We start from the raw sequence: 18,232 nt of genomic DNA, 5'->3' as shown, positions 1-18,232 counted from the left end.
GGACAGGGCACATCGCGCTGTTAGGGTCGCCGGCTTCATGGTCGAGGCCCGTCTTCGCGTCATCTACGGCGACACCGATCAGATGGGTGTCGTCTACTACGCGAATTACTTCCGCTATTTCGAGTTCGCGCGCAGTGAGTACTTCCGCGCACGCGGGGGCAGTTACGCCGAGCTGGAGCGCTCGGGTGCCCTGCTACCGGTGGCCGAGGCGAGCTGCCAGTACAAGGCATCCGCGCGCTACGACGATTTGCTGGTCATCCAAACCACCGTGAGCGAGTTGCGCCGCGCGTCGATCGTGTTCACCTACGCGCTGTTCCGCGACGGTGCGCCACGCACGCTGCTCTGCACCGGGATGACGCGTCACGCCTGCGTGGGGCGCGACGGCAAGCCGACGCGGTTGCCGGATTCCCTCATCCGGCTGCTCGAAACCCCCGAGCCTTCCCCGGGCTCTTCCCGTTCCACCTGAACCCTTCCGGCATACCAAGGAGCACACACATGGATCGCAACCTGGCAATGGAGGTCGTGCGCGTCACCGAGATGGCGGCCATCGCCTCCGCGCGACTGATGGGCCGCGGCAGCAAGAACGAGTCGGACCAGGCCGCCGTGGACGCGATGCGCCGCGCCTTCGACGCGCTGCAGATCGACGGCACGGTCGTCATCGGCGAGGGCGAGCGCGACGAGGCGCCCATGCTCTACATCGGCGAGAAGGTGGGCAAGCGGGGTGATGGCGCGCCCGAGGTGGACATCGCCCTGGACCCGCTGGAGGGCACCAACCTGTGCGCCTACGGCCGTCCGGGCTCCATCTCCGTGGTGGCCATGGCGAGCAAGGGCAACCTGCTCAACGCCCCCGACACTTACATGGAGAAGCTGGCCGTGGGCCCGCGCGCCCGGGGCGCCATCGACCTGCGCAAGACGCCCACGGAGAACCTGCGCGCCATCGCGGAGAAGATGAAGGTCTACGTGGAGGACCTCACGGTGGTGGTGCTGGACCGCGAGCGGCACACCGACCTCATCAAGGAGATTCGCGCCGCGGGTGCCCGCATCCGGCTCATCGAGGACGGTGACGTGGCCGGCGCCATCGCCACGTGCTTCGACAACACGGGCGTGGAGGTGCTGATGGGCATTGGCGGCGCGCCCGAGGGCGTCATCGCCGCGGCCGCCATCCGCGCCACCGGCGGTGACATGCAGGGCCGGCTCGTTCCCCGCAACCAGGGTGAAATCGAGCGCGCCAAGAAGATGGGCATCACCGACATCTCGAAGATCTACACCGCCGAGGAGCTGGCCAAGGGTGAGGTCATGTTCGCGGCCTCGGGCGTCACCACCGGCGACTTCCTCAAGGGCGTGCGCTTCTTCGGCGGCGGCTGCGAGACGCACTCCGTCGTCATGCGCAGCAAGACGGGCACGGTCCGCTTCATCCAGTCCATGCACAAGTTCGACAAGAAGCCGGGGTACGCTTTCTAGGACGCCGCACCCACCTCGCCTCACGCCCCCTGGAGGAATCCATGCCTGGCGCCTCGCGCACCATCGTCGTCAACGCCCCCATCGAGAAGGTCTTCGACGTCATCACCCAGTACGAGCGCTACCCGGAGTTCCTTCCGGAGGTGAAGGAGATCCGCACCGACAACCGCAAGGGCAACACGGTGGACGTCCACTACAAGGTGGATGTGGTGAAGACCATCAGCTACTCCATCCACGTCACCGAGGAGCGGCCCTCCCGCATGTCCTGGTCCTACATCAAGGGCGAGTTCATGAAGGACAACAAGGGCAGCTGGGTCCTGGAGCCGGAGGGCGAGGGGAGGACCAAGGCCACCTACACCGTGGAGATGGCCCTGGGCGCCCTGGTCCCCAAGAGCGTCGTCAACGCCCTGGTGGAGACCTCGCTCCCGAAGATGCTGGACGCTTTCAAGCGCCGCTTCGAGGCGCCCTGACGCACGGCGTCCGCAACGACACACCCCGGGCGGCCCGCTGGCGATTCCACCTTCGCCCGCCGGCCGCCCGATGTCGTCGAGGACCCTGGGACAGGCTTCACGCCAGCAAGCAGCCGGGCAGGGCCGTGAAAAGGGTGGTTGCCACGCGGGATACAAGGAGTAATGCCCTGGGGACGGTCCGCTTGCGGGCTGCTCCGAGGGCATTAAAATGAACATCGTCCCGACGGGATTTTCGGCCTCCACGACATTTCTGCCCTGGGTGCCCTGGCTCAGGTGTCGGGTGGCAGACGAGCAACCGTGCGAGATGGCTGCAACGTACCCAGCGAAGAACCGGGGTTCTTAATTTGCATCTGATATTGGTGGAAATGGTATTGGGGCGGGTTGGGCGTACATCGGGGTACGTAGGCTGAGGGAGACGGAAGACCCATGCTCGACGCCTTCATCATTGAAGAAATCAAGCGCCGTGAGCGCCGCCGCGAGGAGCACGAGCGGCCGGTGGTGGAGCTCCCGCTCCCCGCACCGGACGAGCGTCCTCGTCGCCGCACCGAGACGGAAGACGACAAGCCCCAGCGGGGCGTGGTGGTCATCGACCTGCTGGCCTGACCGTGGCGTGCGGCCTGACGGCCGCGCCCGTGTGTCCCCGAGCCCGCGGTGGCGGTCCTCTCCAGGACGGCCCCGCGGGCTTCGCGCATCCAGGGGCCTGGCTCACTCCTGGGCCAGGGCCAGCAGGTGGCGCGGGTGGTAGACGTCCCACAGCGGCCCCTTGACGGTGGCCAGGGCCTCCAGCACCTGTCTGCGCCACTCCTCGGGAAGGGCCTGTTCGCCATGGAAGGCGCCCACGAGCGCGCCCGTGATCGTGGCATGGGCCTCCGTGTCGCCTCCCCGGTGGACGACGTCCAGCAGGGCGGCCTCGGCGCTGGGGGCGTGGAGCAGCTCCCAGAAGGCCAGCCTGAAGGCGACCCTCACCGCGTGCTGGGGCCGGTGGAGGTGCAGCTCCGGCCCGTAGAGCATGGGGTCCTCCTGCTGGGCCGCCGCCAGGTCCTCGCGGAGGAGGGCGGCGGCGAAGGTCACCTCCTGCACGTGGTCGCTGGCGGAGTGCCCGAGCGCGGCGCCGGCCAGCAGGAGCCCCGACTCCGCGGCGGTGATGAGGTCCGAGGCCTTCAGGCCGGCACCGTGGGTGACGGCGTGGCCGATGGCCGCGTTGAAGGCCGCGCAGGCGAGCTGGCAGCGCGGGTCGTAGTGGGTGAGGGCGGAGTCCTCCAGGGAGGCCTGGGTGCGCGCGGCCGCGTCCCGCGCCAGGTACACGCCCAGGGGCGCCGTGCGAGCCAGGCTCCCGGCCTCCGCGGGCCGCCGGAACGCGCGCAGCCACACGCGCCGGCCCGCGCCCAGGGGCGGGAAGCCGGAGGTCTGGCAGTCCTCGAGTACCGCCATCATGGGCTCGCTGACGTCGAAGGCATGGGGCTGCCAGGCGCAGTAACGACGCAGTGCGTCCGCGGCGTCGTAGCGGCGGAGGGCCCGGAGGCTGTGGCCCAGGCAGGCCGCGAGCTGGACCTCTTCCGTCACCTGTCCGCGACGCAGCTCATGCGGCCCGCCGCCCATCAGCTTCACGTAGGGCCCTTCCGCCTGCTTGGGAAATGGAACGGCCATGAAGGGCCGGTGCGCGGTGGGCACGGCCAGGGCATTTCCCACGGCCATGCCCAGCAGCGCGCCGCGGCGCCGTTGAGCGAGCAATGGGTCGGGCCCCTTCACGGCGGGGCGGCGTTGGGGCGGGGGCATTCGACGGGTGGACACTGTAGCAGCGCGGGCTGCGACCATGCTTGCCCGACCCTGGGGCGTCTTCTAGAAACGGCCGCCTATGACCGAGATTTCTCAGATTCTGGCGCGCGAAGTGCTCGACTCTCGTGGCAATCCCACCGTGGAGGCGGAGGTCCACCTGGTAGGTGGCGCCCGTGGCCGTGCCGCGGTGCCGTCCGGTGCGTCCACCGGCGAGCACGAGGCCATCGAGCTGCGGGACGGCGACAAGCAGCGCTACCTGGGCAAGGGCGTGCAGAAGGCCGTGAAGAACGTGGTGGACGTCATCGCGCCGGCGCTCATCGGCACGGACGCGGCGGACCAGTTCGTGGTGGACCAGCGGATGCTGGAGCTGGACGGCACGCCCACCAAGAGCAAGCTGGGCGCCAACGCCATCCTCGCGGTGTCCATGGCGGCCGCGCGCGCGGCGGCGGACGCGCACGGGCTGCCGCTGTACCGCTACGTGGGCGGCGTGCAGGCGCGCACCCTGCCGGTGCCGCTGATGAACATCCTCAACGGCGGCGCGCACGCGGACACGCGCGTGGACGTGCAGGAGTTCATGGTGGTGCCCGCTGGCGCGTCCTCCTTCGCGGAGGGCCTGCGCTGGGGCGCCGAGGTGTTCCACGCGCTGAAGAAGATTCTCAAGGGCCGCAAGCTGGCCACGGGCGTGGGCGACGAGGGCGGCTACGCCCCGGACCTGCCGGCCAACGAAGAGGCGCTGAAGCTCATCATGGAGGCCATCGACCAGGCGGGCTTCAAGGCGGGTGAGCAGCTCTTCCTGGCCCTGGACGTGGCGGCCAGCGAGTTCTTCGACAAGGGCAGCAAGAAGTACAAGCTGAAGGGCGAGGGCAAGGAGTACGACTCGACCGGCCTGCTCGAGTACTACCGCGGCCTGGCGGAGCGCTACCCCATCATCTCCATCGAGGACGGCATGGCGGAGGATGACTGGGAGGGCTGGAAGAAGCTCACCGACGCGCTGGGCTCGCGCATGCAGCTGGTGGGCGACGACCTCTTCGTCACCAACGTGGAGCGGCTGAGCCGCGGCATCGAGTCGGGCACGGCCAACTCCATCCTGGTGAAGGTGAACCAGATTGGCACCCTGACGGAGACCTTCGACGCCGTGCGCATGGCGCACCGGGCCGGTTACACGTCCGTCATGAGCCACCGCTCCGGCGAGACGGAGGACACCACCATCGCCGACCTGGCGGTGGCCCTGGACTGCGGGCAGATCAAGACGGGCTCGGCGTCCCGCTCGGACCGCATCGCGAAGTACAACCAGCTGCTGCGCATCGAAGGCGAGCTCGGGGCCGCGGCCCGCTACGCTGGCAAGTCGGTGTTCCGCGCCCTGAACCAGAAGAAGTGAGCCCGTGAGCAACAAGCCCAAGCGCATCCTGGTTTCCAACGACGACGGCTACTTCTCCGAGGGGCTCCAGGCGCTGGTCGAGGCCGTGAGCCCCCTGGGGGAGGTGTGGGTGGTGGCCCCCGACCGGGAGCAGAGCGCCGCGTCCCACGCCATCTCCCTGCACCGCCCGCTGCGCATCAAGGAGGTGCGGGAGCGGTGGTTCGCCGTCGATGGGACGCCCGCGGACTGCGCTTATCTGGCGATCAACCATCTCCTGAAGGATGATCGCCCGGTCCTCATGGTTTCCGGCATCAACCACGGCGCGAATCTGGCCGAAGACATCATGTACTCCGGCACGGTGGCCGCGGCGATGGAAGGGGCGCTCCTCGGCGTGCCCGCCATCGCCTTCAGCCTCGTGGCGCGGCGTCAGTTCGACTTCGCGCCCGGGGCCCGGTTCGCCCGTGCGCTGGTCGCCAGCGCGCTGTCGCGCCCCCTGCCGCCGCGGATGCTCCTCAACGTGAACATCCCCGGCGGCGTGGAGCCGCAGGGCTTCTCCGTCACCCGCCAGGGCCGGCACTCGTACGGCTACGAGGTGGTGGAGAACGAGGACCCGCGCGGCCGCAAGTACTACTGGATTGGCGGCAGCGACTACCAGCACGAGGACATCCCGGGCAGCGACTGCAACGCCGTGTTCCGGGACAAGCGCATCTCCGTCACGCCGCTGCACTTCGAGCTGACGGACCACGGCCGGCTCCCGGACCTCTCCGGGTGGCAGGTCGATGGCTTCCACCGGCATGAACCGGATGGTGCCTAGCGTTGGCGCCGAGCGTGTCCAACCGAGCGCGTGGGGCGCTCCGGGTGTGCCTCCTGGCCGTGCTGCTGAGCGGCTGCGTGGGCACCCGGACTGCCTCCGGGCTTGGCCCGGACACGGGAGCGGACTCCGCGCCTGAGCCCGAGGCGCCGGAGGCGGTGGACAACGCCGAGGCGCGGACCACGCCGTTGCCCTTCAACCTGCGCGGTGTCCACGCCGAGCCGGAGCTCGTAGCGGTGCGTCACCGCGTGGCCGCCGGGGAGACGATGTACCGCATCTCCCGCACCTACGGCCTCACGGTGGAGGAGCTGGGCGCGGCCAACAACATCAAGGCCCCGTGGACGCTGGCGGTGGGACAGGAGCTCATCATCCCCGGCGTGGAGCGCAACGTGCCCGTGCGGGCGCTGGCGGAGGCTGACCCGGAGCCCGTGCGGACCTCCACGGCAGCCGCCTCCCGGCGCAGCGTGCCCGCGGCGGGGCGTCGTGAGGAGCCGCCGTCGCGGAAGCGGCCCGCGTCGCGACCGGCCAGCGTGTCCCGCCCGCGTCTGGCCACCCAGGGGATGCTCGACTGGCCCCTCAAGGGCGTGCTGTACGGCCGCTTCGGGAAGAAGGGCAAGGAGCCGCATGACGGCATCGACCTGGCCGCTCCCTCCGGGACGCCCGTGAAGACGGCGCAGGAAGGCACCGTGCTCTACGCGGGTGAGCAGCGCGGCTACGGCAACATCGTCATCGTCGAGCACGCCAACCAGCTCATCACGCTGTACGCCCACAACCGGGACCTGCGCGTGCGCACCGGCCAGAAGGTGCGCCGGGCGCAGGTGATTGCCACGGTGGGCGAGTCCGGCCGGACGTCCGGGCCGCACCTGCACTTCGAGGTCCGCCTGGACGGAAAGCCGGTGGACCCGCTCGACTACCTCGGCCCCATGCCCTCCTCCTGAGCGGGGCAGGCTGGGCCTGGCTGGCTCCTCGCTGCTGACATGGGGCGAGACGCACGTATCGGCCTCCGGTCGCCTGCTCGGAGCGGGCCCCACTGCGCCTGGCGGGCATCCAGCCGCTGACATTGGAGCGGCCGGCGCGCCGGCCTCCGGTCGGCTGCTCGTGCCGGGCCCGGGTGAGGGTAGAGTGCCGGCCCGTGTCGCGTTCCCTGTCCTGGTGGTTCCCCTGTCTCCTCCTGCTGGCTTCGGCGGCACATGCCCGTGCACCGGCCACAGAGGCGCTGGAGGCTGCGACACGCGCGCCCGCCGCCGAGTCGACCGTCGTCGCGGTGCTGATGCTGGACGCCAACGAGGCGGGGCGCGACGCGGCGCCGGGCATCACCTCGCTCATCACCTCCCGGCTGGCGGAGTCACCGCGGCTGCGCGTCCTCTCGCAGTGGGACGTGGAGTCCGCGCTGGATGCCACGCGCCAGCAGCACCTCCAGGACGTGAAGACGTGCGAGCGGGGAGACTGTCTCCAGGAGTTGGTGGCCCTCACCGGCGCTCGCTACGTCGTCACCGGCCGCCTGGACCGCTTCGGCGACCAGTACCTGCTCACCGCCAACCTGCTGGACACGGCGGAAGGCCGGAGCCTCGCCCGGCCCCGCGCCGAGGCGCCGGAGCCGGAGGACCTGCTCCGCACGGCGAAGGCGGTGTCCGACCAGCTCTTCGCCGCGCTCGCCTCGCCGGAGGAGTCCGTGGTGGCCCGCCCGCTGCTCGGCGGCTCCACGCGCACGGGCGGCGGCGGGCTGCTGCTGGGCGTGCGCGTCAACAACAACTTCATCGACAAGCTGTCCACGGTGAATCCCGGCGGCGACATCGAGGTGGGCTACTGGTTCCACCCCGAGTGGGTCGGCTTCCTCCAGGTGGGCTTCAGCTACGTGCGCTCCACCCAGGAGGGCGTGCGCAGCGGCCTCAACGTGCTGCCCAGCGTCGTGGGCGCGCGCCACTACCACAACGTGGAGCGCGCCCTCCGGCCCTACTGGGGCTTCGGCCTGGGCGTGCAGCTGTCCTTCGGCGACTTCGGCATCTTCCAGTCCACCGGCCCGCTGCCCACCGTCATGGGCTTCGCGGGGCTCGAGTTCCTCATCGCCGGCAAGGTGGGCGTCCAGGTCGAGGTGGGCACCAACGTCGCGCAAGCGGTGCTGGGCCTGGCCGAATCGAAGCTGGGAGACGGCCTCAACCTGGACCTCACCGCTGGCATCGCGTACCACTTCTGAGCCCCGGAGCCCCTCATGTTCCCGCGACCGCGTGTCCTGTCCCTGATTGCCTTGCTCGCCCTGTCCGGGTGTGACGACGAGACGCCTCGCGTCAAGCCGAAGGACCACGCGGAGGGCCTCTACGTCAAAGGCACCGCCGAGTACCTCCAGGGGCACTTCGAGGCGGCGCTCGCCTCCTTCGAGGCGATGAAGCAGATTGCCCCGGACGACCCGCGCCTGCCCGCCGCGCGCGGCGAGGTGTACCTGTCCATGGGGCGGCTGACGGACGCCGCCGCCGAGTTCGAGGCCGCCCTCAAGCTGGAGCCCAAGCGCTCCACCAACTGGAGCCGCCTGGGCTTCATCCAGGCCCAGCTCGGCCAGGTGGCCGAGGCCCAGAGCTCCCTGCGCAAGGCGCTGGCGCTCTTCCCCCAGGACTTCAACGCCCTGGAGTCCCTGGGCGACCTGCACCTCAAGCAGGGGGAGCATGACGCCGCCGTGCGGCACTTCACGCTCGCGTCGAACGCGGCGCCGTCCCCGGAGCAGAAGTCCGCGCTCATCATGCGCGCGCTGGACGTCCTGTCCGAGCAGAAGCGCTACGCGGACGTGCTCGCCGTGGCGCAGAAGGCCGTGGACGACGGCATCCACACCGCGGAGGTGCTGGCCACCCTGGGTGATGGGCTGGTGCACGCTGGCAACCTGCCCGAGGCCGCCAACGCCTACCGGGACGCGGCCAGCCGCGCGCCGAGAGACCCCACGCTCTGGGAGCTCGTCGGCGAAATCCAGACGAAGCTCGACAAGCCTGGCGACGCCATCTCCGCGTACAAGGAGTCCCTGCGCGTGAAGGACCGCGCCATCGTCCACGTGGCGCTGGCGCGCCTCTACCTGGGGATGAAGGACACGTCCGCCGCGAAGGAGGAGCTGGCCGCGGCCCTGGAGTCCGTCTCCGGCCAGGACACGCGCGAGCTGCGAGAGCTGGCCAGCCTGCTGGCCACCATGGACCGCAAGCCGGACGCGCTGCGCATCCTCTCCAACCTCAGCGCGGAGCCGGACCACGCGAAGGACGCCGAGCTGCACTTCACCACCGCGCGGCTGGCGCAGGAGCTGAAGGACACGGGTGTCCTCCAGGCCGCCTGCGCGCGCGCCACCGCGGCCGACGCCACCATCAAGAAGTGCCCGTGAGCCGACATGCCCGGGCCGCGGCAACGGGCCCGGGACGGGGAGGGGACTACGGCGTGCGCCCGCCCTGCAGCTTCCGGTACACGCCCACCACCTGCCCCAGAATCATCGTGGACCGGAACTCCGCGCGGCTCACGTAGATGGGCTGCATGGTGGCGTTGGCCGGCTGGAAGCGGATCCGGTCGCCTTCCGGGTAGTAGCGCTTCACCGTGGCCTCGTCCTCGATGAGGGCCACCACGATTTCCCCCGGCTGGGCGGACGGCGTCTTCTTCACGAAGAGGTAGTCCCCGTCGTGGATGCCGTCGTCAATCATCGACTGCCCCTTCACGCGCAGGGCGAAGACCTCGCGGCCATTCACGCCCCCGAGCAGGAAGCTGTCGATCTTGACGGAGTCCTCCATGTTCTCCTGCGCCAGCAGCGGCGCGCCGGCGGCGACCTTGCCGAGCAGGGGAATCTCCACCATGCCCGAGTCCTTGCGCGCCCCCAGGCCGAGCAACAGCCTGGCGCGCTTGGTGGGCACCAGGGAGCGGCTCTGCTGCTCGCCCCGGTTCAGGTAGCCCTTGCGCTCCAGCGCCTTCAGGTGGTCGTTGACGCCGTTCGTCGAGCGGATGTCCATGTGCTCCCCGATCTCGCGAATCGTCGGCGGGAAGCCCCGGGTCTCCGTCTCCTTGACGATGAAGCTGAGAATCTCGCGCTGGCGTTCCGTGAGCTCTTCCATGCGCTCCCTCACTCGTCTGCCGTCCTGCCGGAGGGTCGTTCCCCCAGGCAACAGGCTTTCAGTGTCACTCTCCCTGAACAGACGTGTAGAGTCAACTCGTCCGGTGTCTCACCGCGCACTCCCCGTGTGTGCCGGACCGTCCTGTTTCTCACTTCTTGAGGTGGGAGGACGAACTCGACGTACACTTCCGCTGCTTTGTCCGAGCTCCGCCACACGCTGCTCTTCGTCGACGACGAGGTCGACGTCCTGGACATCCTCACGCGGATGTTTCAGCGCCGGTATCGCGTCCTCACGGCCCGAAGCGGCTCCGCCGCCCTGGAAATCCTGAGAAAAGAGTCAGTCGACGTCCTCGTCACGGACCAGCGGATGCCGGAGATGACGGGCATCGAGCTGGTGGCCACCGCGCGCGCGGAGGGCTTCGACGTCACCGCGCTGCTGCTCACCGGGTACACGCACCCGGACGACATCATCGCGGCCATCAACCAGGGGCAGGTGTACCGCTACATCACCAAGCCCTGGGACGTGAACGACCTGCTCATCACCGTGAAGAACGCGGTGGAGTACACGCAGCTGCGCAAGGACAAGGAGCGGCTCATCCGCCAGCTCCACCAGCGCGTGGAGGCGCTCTTCGTCCTGTACGAGGTCAGCCGCGCCAGCGCGAACGACCCGGCCAGCTACGACAACATCATCGACCGCGTGCTCATCGCCGTGGCGCGCGTGCTGCCCTACGACTGCGGCGCGGCGCTCATCGCCCCGGATGAGGCGCGCAGCGCCACGCTGCGGCTGCGCTGCCAGGGCGTGGTGGGGGAGCAGGCGCTGCTGGGCGTGAAGGAGTCCATGCTCGGCGCCTACCGCAAGAGCAGCGGCCTCTTGCTGCCGGAGGACCGCGTCATCACCCGCGTGGCGGGCACCACCACGCAGGACGCGGCGGCGCCGTCCATCTACCCCAGCCAGCTCACCGTCAACCTGGTGGCGGGCGGGCGTCCGGTGGGCATGCTGTCGCTGTTCAGCCAGCGGCCGGATGCCTTCTCCGAGGACGACGGCGTGCTGCTGGACGTGCTCGCCAACCAGACGGCGGACGCCATCCAGTCCCTGCGCTCGGCGGAGGAGGAAGCTCGCCACCGCATGGAGCGGATGGTGGAGTCCATGGCCGACGGCGTGGTCCTCACCGACGAGAAGAACGACATCGTGGTGATGAACCCGGCGGCGCGGCGGCTGCTGCACGCGGGGGACAACCCCGAGGAGCAGACGACCCGGCTGATGGAGGAGCGCCTGGGCTTCCAGCCCTTCCACCTGGTGCGTGGCTGGGAGTACGGCGGCGGGCAGGTGCTGCGCGAGGAGGTGAAGCTCTTCGACCGGCACGTGCAGACGACGGTGACGCCGGTGACGGACGCGCGCGGCACGCTGCGCGGCGTGTGCGTGGTGCTGCGCGACATCACCGAGCAGAAGCGGCTGGAGGAGCGCAAGGACGAGTTCGTCTCCATGGTGAGCCACGAGCTGCGCACGCCGCTGACGTCCATCTCCGGCGCGCTGGACCTGGTGCTCAACTTCATGGCCGGGGACATCAACGACCGGCAGCGCCGCTACCTGTCGCTGGCGCGGGACTCCACGGAGAAGCTCAACGGCATCGTGGACGACCTGCTGGACCTGTCGAAGTTCGCCAAGGGCCGGCTGCGGATGAGCTTCGAGGTGTCGTACCTCGACGAGCTCGTCCAGCGCGTGGTGGAGAAGTACGGCCCGGCCTTCGCCGAGAAGCAGGTGCAGGTGACGCCGGTGCTGCCGCGCCACCCGCTGCGCCTCCTGGCGGACCCCAACCGCCTGGACCAGGTCCTCAACAACCTGCTCAACAACGCGGTGAAGTTCACGCCGGAGCGCGGCGAGGTCCGCGTGGAGGTCCACGCCACCTCCAGCCTGCCGGGCTACGTGGTGATTTCCTGCTGGAACAGCGGGGACCCCATCGCCGAGGAGAGCCTGGAGCGCATCTTCGACCGCTTCGAGCAGGCGCGCACCAAGGCCAACCGCACCGTGCGCGGCACCGGCCTGGGGCTGGCCATCTGCCGCAACATCGTGGAGGCCCACGGCGGCCGCATCTGGTGCGAGCCGTGCCTGGACGGCGTGCGCTTCCTGGTGGTGCTGCCCACCGAGCCGCCGCCGGAGCTGCGCCGGCAGGACGACGTGGCCGACGCCATCCAGCTCCCGCGCCGCCAGGAGAGCCGGGGCCGGGTGCTGGTCATCGAGGGCGAGCCCGAGGTGGCGTACATCGCCAAGGCGCTGATGTCCGGGCGCGGCTACGACGTGCGGCTGGCCTTCAACGCGGAGGACGGCCTGGCCGCCGCGCGGCGGTACGACCCGGACACGGTGCTCGTGTCCGTGCGCCTGCCGGACGTGGACGGGCTGCGCCTGGCGGAGATCCTCCGGCACGACCCGGAGACGCGCCGCGCGCCGCTGCTGGTGTCCTCCGCCTTCGACGAGCGGCAGCGCGCGTTCCGCGCGGGGGCCGACGCCTTCCTGGTGCGCCCGCTGGCGCCGGACAAGCTGCTGGCCACGGTGGACTCGCTGGTGCGCGGCCGCCAGGGCCCGGCGCACGGCCGCGTGCTGGTGGTGGACGATGACACGAAGATCGCCACCATCTGCCGCGAGGTGCTGGAGAACATCGGCTTCGACGTGGCGCTGGCGGGCTCCATCGAGGAGGGGCGCCGCTCCCTGCGCGAGCGCCGGCCGGACGTCGTGCTGCTCGACGTGACGCTGCCGGACGGCGACGGCTTCGTGTTCCTGGAGGAGATCAAGGCGGAGAGCGCCGGCGGCCACATCTCCGTCATCTTCATCTCCGCCCGCGCGGAGACGTCCTCCAAGGTGCGCGCGCTCAAGCTGGGCGGCGACGACTACCTCACCAAGCCCTTCGACGCGCTGGAGCTGGGCGCCCGCGTCGAGAGCGTGATGCGGCGCAAGGAGCAGGAGCTGTCCGCGTCGCCCACCACGCAGCTGCCGGGCTCCACCGCCATCGAGCGCGAGGTGCAGCGGCGGCTGGCGCTGCGGCGGCCCTTCGCCTTCTGCTACCTGGACCTGGACAACCTCAAGGCCTACAACGACTACTACGGCTTCGCGAAGGCGGACGGCGTGGTGCGCCAGACGGGCGACCTGATGCGCGAGGTGTTCGCCCAGGACGGCGCGCCCGGCGACTTCCTGGGCCACGTGGCCGGCGACGACTTCGTGTTCATCACCTCGCCGGAGTCGGTGGACCGCATCTGCCAGAAGGCCATCGAGACCTTCGACCGCATCATCCCGCTCTACTACGACCGGCAGGACCGCGAGCGCGGGCACATCGAGGCGGAGGACCGCTACGGAGAGAAGCGGCGCTTCCCCATCATGAGCGTGTCCGTGGTGGCGGTGATGACGGACGGCACGCAGGACCATGCCGAGCTGGCGCGCCGCGCAGCGGACATGAAGAAGCGCGCCAAGGCCATTGCCGGCTCGGTGTTCCTGCGCAGTGACCTGGAGCGGGTGGTACGCTCCGCGGCCGGATGAGGCTCTACCAGCAACTCGTCCTCTTCATGCTCGCCGCGACGGTGCTTCCCCTGGCCGCGGTCGGCTTCCTGTTGCTTTCGCGCGCCGAGGCCGAGCTGGCCGCCCGCATCGACGCGGAGCAGCGCGCGCAGGCGTCCGCGGCGGCCGAAGCGGTGGGGGCCTTGATGATGGAGGTGGTGGACGCCCTGGCCCGCTCCGCCGAGCTCATCGACTGGCAGGCCATGAGCGACGCGGAGACGCAGGGCGCGCTGCGGCTCCTGTACGGCCAGTCCCCGGCGGTGAGCGCGGTGCTGAAGCTGGACGCGGACGGCCACCCGCTGGGCTCGCCTGTCTTCCGGACACAGGCCCTGGACGGACACCCGGCCTTCGCTCCCGAGTCGCTGGACCGGCTGGTGCGCGCCATGCCCGTGCAGACGCTGCGGGGCGGTGGCAAGGGGCAGGCGGCGCTGGGCAGCGCGTACCTGCACGCGGAGGACGGGCGGGCGGCGGTGGCCGTGGCGGTGAAGCTCGCGGACGGGGAGCGCGCGCCCTTCGCCGTGGCGGAGGTGGTGCTCCAGCCGCTGGAGGCCGTGCTGCGCCGCCGCGCGGGGGACGGGCTGGGGCGCATCGACCTGGTGGACGAGGAGCGGCGGGTGCTGGCCAGCTCCTTTCCGGACCGCCGGGGCCAGCTGCTGGCGCCCGAGCTCAGCGCGCACCTGCTCGCGCCCGCGGGGCCGCTGGCGGAGCCGGTGCGCAGCTTCCGCTTGGAGTCGCCCACCCGGCGCGTGAGCGTGGCGCGCGTTCCGCACGGCATGCGCTTCGACGTGCTGGTGGAGGTGGACGAGGCCGCCGCGCTGGCGCCCGTCCACGCCATGCGCCGCACCGTGCTCCTGTCCATCGGCGGCACCTTCCTGGTGCTGCTGGGGCTGGGCGCGCTCTTCACCCGCCGCCTCAACCTGCGGCTGGCGGAGGTGGTGCGCGGCGCGGAGGCCTACGGGCGTGGCGAGCTGGACAAGCGCGTGCGGGTGACGGGGCAGGACGAGCTGAGCGAGCTGGCCACCACCTTCAACCGCATGGGCGAGGAGTTGGAGGCGGCGCGGGGCCGCCTGCTCCGGTGGAACGACGACTTGCGCGTCCGCGTGGAGGAGGCCACCGCGGAGCTGAAGGCGGCGCAGGCCCAGCTGGTGGAGGCGCAGAAGCTGGCCGCGGTGGGGCAGCTGGGCGCGGGCGTGGCGCACGAAATCAACAACCCGCTGGCGGGCATCCTCGGCAACGTGCAGCTGCTGATGCTGGACCGGGGCTCCACGGACCCGGACCTGGAGACGCTGCGGAAAATCGAGCAGAGCGCCAAGCGCTGCAAGGAAATCACCCAGAACCTGCTGCGCTTCTCGCAGCAGCGCGAGCGCGCGGAGCTGCGGCCGGTGGACCTCAACGCCGTGGTGCGCGACGCGCTCAGCCTCACGGAGCACCAGGCGCGCGGTGAGGGCATCATGCTCACCAGCGAGCTGGCGGACGGCCTGTCACGTGTACGCGCGGACCCGGGGCACCTGTCACAGGTGGTGCTGGCGCTGGTGTCCAATGCACGCACCGCGATGCTGAAGTCACCGCAGAAGCGGCTCACGTTGCGCACGGGCGAGGCCGACGGCGTCAGCTACCTGGAGGTGGAGGACACCGGGAAGGGCATTGCTCCCCACATCCGCCCGCGCATCTTCGAGCCCTTCTTCACGACGAAGGACGTGTGGTCCAACGTGGGGCTCGGGCTCAGTGTGGCGTGGCGCATGGTGACGGAGGCGGGCGGCAGCATCGAGGTCCGCTCGGAAGTCGAGCAGGGCAGTTGCTTTACCGTGAAGCTGCCGAAGGCGTGAGGTCCCGCGCGGGGCCTGTGATAGCTAACGAGGCCGCCCATGGCTGATTCCCACCCATCGCGCCGTCAGGCCCCCTTCTTCATCGGCCTCGTGCTGATTCTCGCGGCGCTGCCGGTGGGGTGGTTCGTCTTCCTGCGCCAGCCGCCCCCGCCGCCGCCTCCGCCGGTGGCGCCGCCCGTCGTCGAGGCGCAGGCGGTGGCCCGGCCGCTGGAGCTGGAGCTGACGCAGGTGTCCGGCAAGGTGGAGGTGCAGAACACGGATGGCTCGTGGCGCGAGGCCACCGTGGGCACGAAACTGCGCCGTGACGAGCGGGTGCGCACGGATGACGGCTCGTACGCCATGCTGATTGGCGGTGAGTCCGTGGAGGTGCACATGGACCCCGGCACGGAGATTTCCGTGGACGAGCTGACCGAGTCGCTGTCACGCATCCTGCTCGCTCGCGGTATGGCCACCGCCGTCGTCCGCCCAGGGCAGCGTCACACCTTCGAGGTGAAGGCCGCGAACTCGGACGCGAAGGCCACGCTGCAGCAGAGCGGTGCCTTCACCATGAGCAACAACGGCGAGGGCACCGTCGCGGTGGGCACGCGCGAAGGCGAGGTGACGTTGGTGGGCCAGGGCAAGGTCGTCATCGTCCGCGCGGGCCAGCAGGCCGTCGTCCGTCCGGGGCAGGCGCCGTCAGACCCGGCGCCGGTGCCCACCAGCCTGCTGCTCAAGGTGGACTGGCCCACCGAGCGCACCCGGCGCGCGCGCGAGCTCGTCGTGCGCGGGCAGGTCACCCCGGGCAGCCGCGTGGAGGTCGCTGGCGTCAACGTGAAGTCCGATGCTGAAGGAAACTTCCAGCGGAAGGTGATCCTCCGAGAGGGCCGGAACACCGTGGACGTCCAGGCCTTCGGTGTCGGCAGGACGCGGGAGCAAGCCTCGCAGGACGTCGTCGTCGACACGACGCCGCCTCCGCTCCAGACGGACACCGAGGACATCTGGAATCAGGCGCGCGAAGACTAGGGAGCAGCCAGGTGGGCGGGCGGGTGTTCGCCTTGACCCACACCGAGGGGGCTTCCTACACTTCGGGGAGGAATCGTTCCTGTTCAAGGGCAATCCCGGGCGAAAGCCCAGGTGCGCAAAGCCGCGGGGCCTGAAGTCCGGCCGGCCGTGACCGCCGTGGGAAGTCAGCACCGGACCGGGTCCGGGCCCACTGCGCCTCGTGCAGGGCGGACGTGGGTCATCGATTCGGAACCCCGGAGGACCTATCCGATGCTGCGGACACTGGCCCTGAGTTGCTGGCTGCTTCCTCCCCTGGCGCTTGCATCCACCCCCGAACCGAGAACGCTGACGGGCACCCTGCACGTGGTGGCGGGCGGCCCGGGCGACCAGACGGACCCTCACGTCAGCGGCCCCCTGGTGGCGTACACGAACGAGTCCCGAGGCACGAGCGAGATTCGCTACCACGACCTGCGGACCGCCACGGACGCGGCCATTCCGAACGAAGGCGCCTTCGACTTCGTGTCGGACATCTCAAACGGCACCATCGTCTTCACGCGCGTCAGCACATCGAGCGCCATCTACACCTTCGACGTGGGTGGAGATGCGGTGGCCCGGGAGCTGGCGCCCGAAGCAGGCAGCAGCCGCCGCGCCGCGGTGATTGGTGGGCGCACCGTGGCGTGGCAGGACTTCGGCTACACCGGCGTGACGTCCCAGCCGGAGATCGCCGCCTACGACCTGGAGCGCGGCACGCTCACCCGGCTCACGGACGACACGTTCCAGGACCGCACGCCCGCGGTGTCCCCGGACGGCTCGACGGTGGTCTGGGCCAAGTGCGATGAGCAGGGCCTGCGCTGCGACATCTGGCAGGCCCGGCGCGGTGCCTCGGGCTTCGCGTCCCAGGCGCTCACCGGCAGCGAGGGCGAGGAGTCCCAGCCGGACACCAACGGCGAGGTCGTCGTCTATGCCAGCACCCGCACCTTCGATGGGGTGACCGACCGGGACATCTACTGGAAGCCGCTGGGCGGTGGCACGGAGCAGCGGCTGGCCCTGCCGGGGATGGATGCGAACCCCAGCATCAGCGGCTCGCTGATTGCCTTCGAGCGCAGGGACCCGGCGAAGAGCGACTTCGACATCGTGCTCTACGACATGAGCACCGAGACGCTCTACGCCATCACCGAGACGCCGGAGAACGAGAGCCTCACCGACCTGAGCGTGGACGCGGACGGTACGGTGCGCGTGGTGTGGACCGTGTCGCAGAACGGTGACTTCAACGTCCACGCCTTCACCTTCAAGGTGGATGACGCGCCGGGCTGCAAGCTCGCGCCGGTGGCGATGGCCTCGCCCGAGGAGGTCTGCGCGCGGCCCGATGCCTGGCCCCTGCTCGCATCGCTGGAGGTGGCGCGCACCAGCGGTCAGCCCAACGGCGTGGCGCTCGGCTTCGCGGGCACGGGGGAGGGGGTGCTGTGCGTGGACAACGGCTACAACGGCGAGGCGTCCACCGCGGGCTGGGTGTGGATCAACGGCCGCGAGCTGGTGGACCCGTCGCGCTTCAGGCAGGGGGTATCGCTGGTGGCCACGCGCGCGCCGCTGGACGGTCACAACTCACTGGCGGCGCTCATCTCCGGCAGACCCGGAAGCGCGTTCCGCCTTCGCGTGTACGCGCCTCCGATGACGTGCCAGCCCGTGGCGGACGCGCCCACGGGCGCCCGAATCGTTCCAGGACGCGCCTTGAAGCCGGTGTCATCTTCGTCCTCGGTGGTGTCTCCAGTGACCTTCGTTCCCGATGGCCCGGTGCGTGACGCGGAGCTTCGGGGATGTAGCACCGGGAGCGGACCGGTAACGCTTTCCGGGGTGATCCTGTTGATGGCCTGGTGGCTGCGTCCGCGTCGTGCGCGTGCAGGTGCGAAGGCGCTTCGACGCAGCGAGGTCGCCCTGTAGACTGA

At 70.3% G+C, this 18,232-nt stretch carries 15 protein-coding genes; 13 read left to right on the top strand and 2 right to left on the bottom strand.

Annotation, left to right across the window (positions count from 1 at the left end; all coding sequences use genetic code 11):
• Nucleotides 1–37 precede the first annotated feature (37 nt).
• The 4 genes from VZL07_RS37995 to VZL07_RS37980 all read left to right on the top strand — a co-directional run bounded on the left by VZL07_RS37995 (nt 38) and on the right by VZL07_RS37980 (nt 2,531).
• Nucleotides 38–466, top strand: coding sequence for an acyl-CoA thioesterase (locus VZL07_RS37995; RefSeq protein WP_426752871.1), 429 nt, complete (start codon nt 38–40; stop codon nt 464–466).
• 29 nt (nt 467–495) lie between these two features.
• Nucleotides 496–1,461 carry a class II fructose-bisphosphatase gene (gene glpX / locus VZL07_RS37990; RefSeq protein WP_426752870.1) on the top strand — a complete coding sequence of 322 codons (966 nt, stop codon included), beginning with the start codon at nt 496–498 and terminating at the stop codon, nt 1,459–1,461.
• Nucleotides 1,462–1,502: 41 nt separating this feature from the next.
• Complete coding sequence (locus tag VZL07_RS37985; RefSeq protein WP_426752869.1) at nt 1,503–1,928, top strand: type II toxin-antitoxin system RatA family toxin; 426 nt, start codon at nt 1,503–1,505, stop codon at nt 1,926–1,928.
• Between the two features lie 426 nt (nt 1,929–2,354).
• Nucleotides 2,355–2,531, top strand: a complete 177-nt coding sequence (locus VZL07_RS37980; RefSeq protein WP_426752868.1) for a hypothetical protein — start codon at nt 2,355–2,357, stop codon at nt 2,529–2,531.
• A gap of 102 nt (nt 2,532–2,633) precedes the next feature.
• On the opposite strand, the gene VZL07_RS37975 is transcribed toward VZL07_RS37980, so the two are convergent.
• Nucleotides 2,634–3,677, bottom strand: a complete 1,044-nt coding sequence (locus VZL07_RS37975; protein ID WP_426757459.1) for an ADP-ribosylglycohydrolase family protein — start codon at nt 3,675–3,677, stop codon at nt 2,634–2,636.
• A gap of 106 nt (nt 3,678–3,783) precedes the next feature.
• Here VZL07_RS37975 and eno point away from each other — a divergent pair, with 106 nt between their 5' ends.
• From eno to VZL07_RS37950, 5 genes are all read left to right on the top strand, one after another.
• Nucleotides 3,784–5,082, top strand: a complete 1,299-nt coding sequence (eno, locus tag VZL07_RS37970) for a phosphopyruvate hydratase (protein WP_426752867.1) — start codon at nt 3,784–3,786, stop codon at nt 5,080–5,082.
• Between the two features lie 4 nt (nt 5,083–5,086).
• Nucleotides 5,087–5,875, top strand: a complete 789-nt coding sequence (gene surE / locus VZL07_RS37965; RefSeq protein WP_426752866.1) for a 5'/3'-nucleotidase SurE — start codon at nt 5,087–5,089, stop codon at nt 5,873–5,875.
• 2 nt (nt 5,876–5,877) lie between these two features.
• On the top strand, nt 5,878–6,810 hold the full coding sequence (locus tag VZL07_RS37960; protein WP_426752865.1) for a peptidoglycan DD-metalloendopeptidase family protein: 933 nt from the start codon (nt 5,878–5,880) through the stop codon (nt 6,808–6,810).
• A gap of 194 nt (nt 6,811–7,004) precedes the next feature.
• Nucleotides 7,005–8,066, top strand: coding sequence for a hypothetical protein (locus VZL07_RS37955; RefSeq protein WP_426752864.1), 1,062 nt, complete (start codon nt 7,005–7,007; stop codon nt 8,064–8,066).
• Between the two features lie 15 nt (nt 8,067–8,081).
• Complete coding sequence (locus VZL07_RS37950) at nt 8,082–9,224, top strand: tetratricopeptide repeat protein (protein ID WP_426752863.1); 1,143 nt, start codon at nt 8,082–8,084, stop codon at nt 9,222–9,224.
• A gap of 46 nt (nt 9,225–9,270) precedes the next feature.
• Here the strand turns inward: VZL07_RS37950 and lexA are convergent, their stop codons facing one another.
• Complete coding sequence (gene lexA / locus VZL07_RS37945) at nt 9,271–9,939, bottom strand: transcriptional repressor LexA (protein WP_090490846.1); 669 nt, start codon at nt 9,937–9,939, stop codon at nt 9,271–9,273.
• A gap of 195 nt (nt 9,940–10,134) precedes the next feature.
• Here lexA and VZL07_RS37940 point away from each other — a divergent pair, with 195 nt between their 5' ends.
• From VZL07_RS37940 to VZL07_RS37925, 4 genes are all read left to right on the top strand, one after another.
• Complete coding sequence (locus VZL07_RS37940) at nt 10,135–13,464, top strand: response regulator (RefSeq protein ID WP_426752862.1); 3,330 nt, start codon at nt 10,135–10,137, stop codon at nt 13,462–13,464.
• Nucleotides 13,461–15,308, top strand: a complete 1,848-nt coding sequence (locus tag VZL07_RS37935; protein WP_426752861.1) for a sensor histidine kinase — start codon at nt 13,461–13,463, stop codon at nt 15,306–15,308. Before VZL07_RS37940 ends, VZL07_RS37935 begins: the two co-directional genes overlap by 4 nt.
• A gap of 39 nt (nt 15,309–15,347) precedes the next feature.
• Nucleotides 15,348–16,310, top strand: coding sequence for a hypothetical protein (locus VZL07_RS37930; RefSeq protein WP_426752859.1), 963 nt, complete (start codon nt 15,348–15,350; stop codon nt 16,308–16,310).
• Nucleotides 16,311–16,559: 249 nt separating this feature from the next.
• Complete coding sequence (locus tag VZL07_RS37925) at nt 16,560–18,227, top strand: TolB family protein (RefSeq protein WP_426752858.1); 1,668 nt, start codon at nt 16,560–16,562, stop codon at nt 18,225–18,227.
• Nucleotides 18,228–18,232: the final 5 nt, after the last annotated feature.

Origin of the sequence: Pseudomyxococcus flavus, assembly GCF_050038885.1 — a bacterium.
Classification (GTDB): Bacteria; Myxococcota; Myxococcia; order Myxococcales; family Myxococcaceae; genus Myxococcus; species Myxococcus flavus.
Note: the sequence above shows the minus strand (reverse complement) of the source record. Positions and strands in the feature narration are given on the sequence as shown.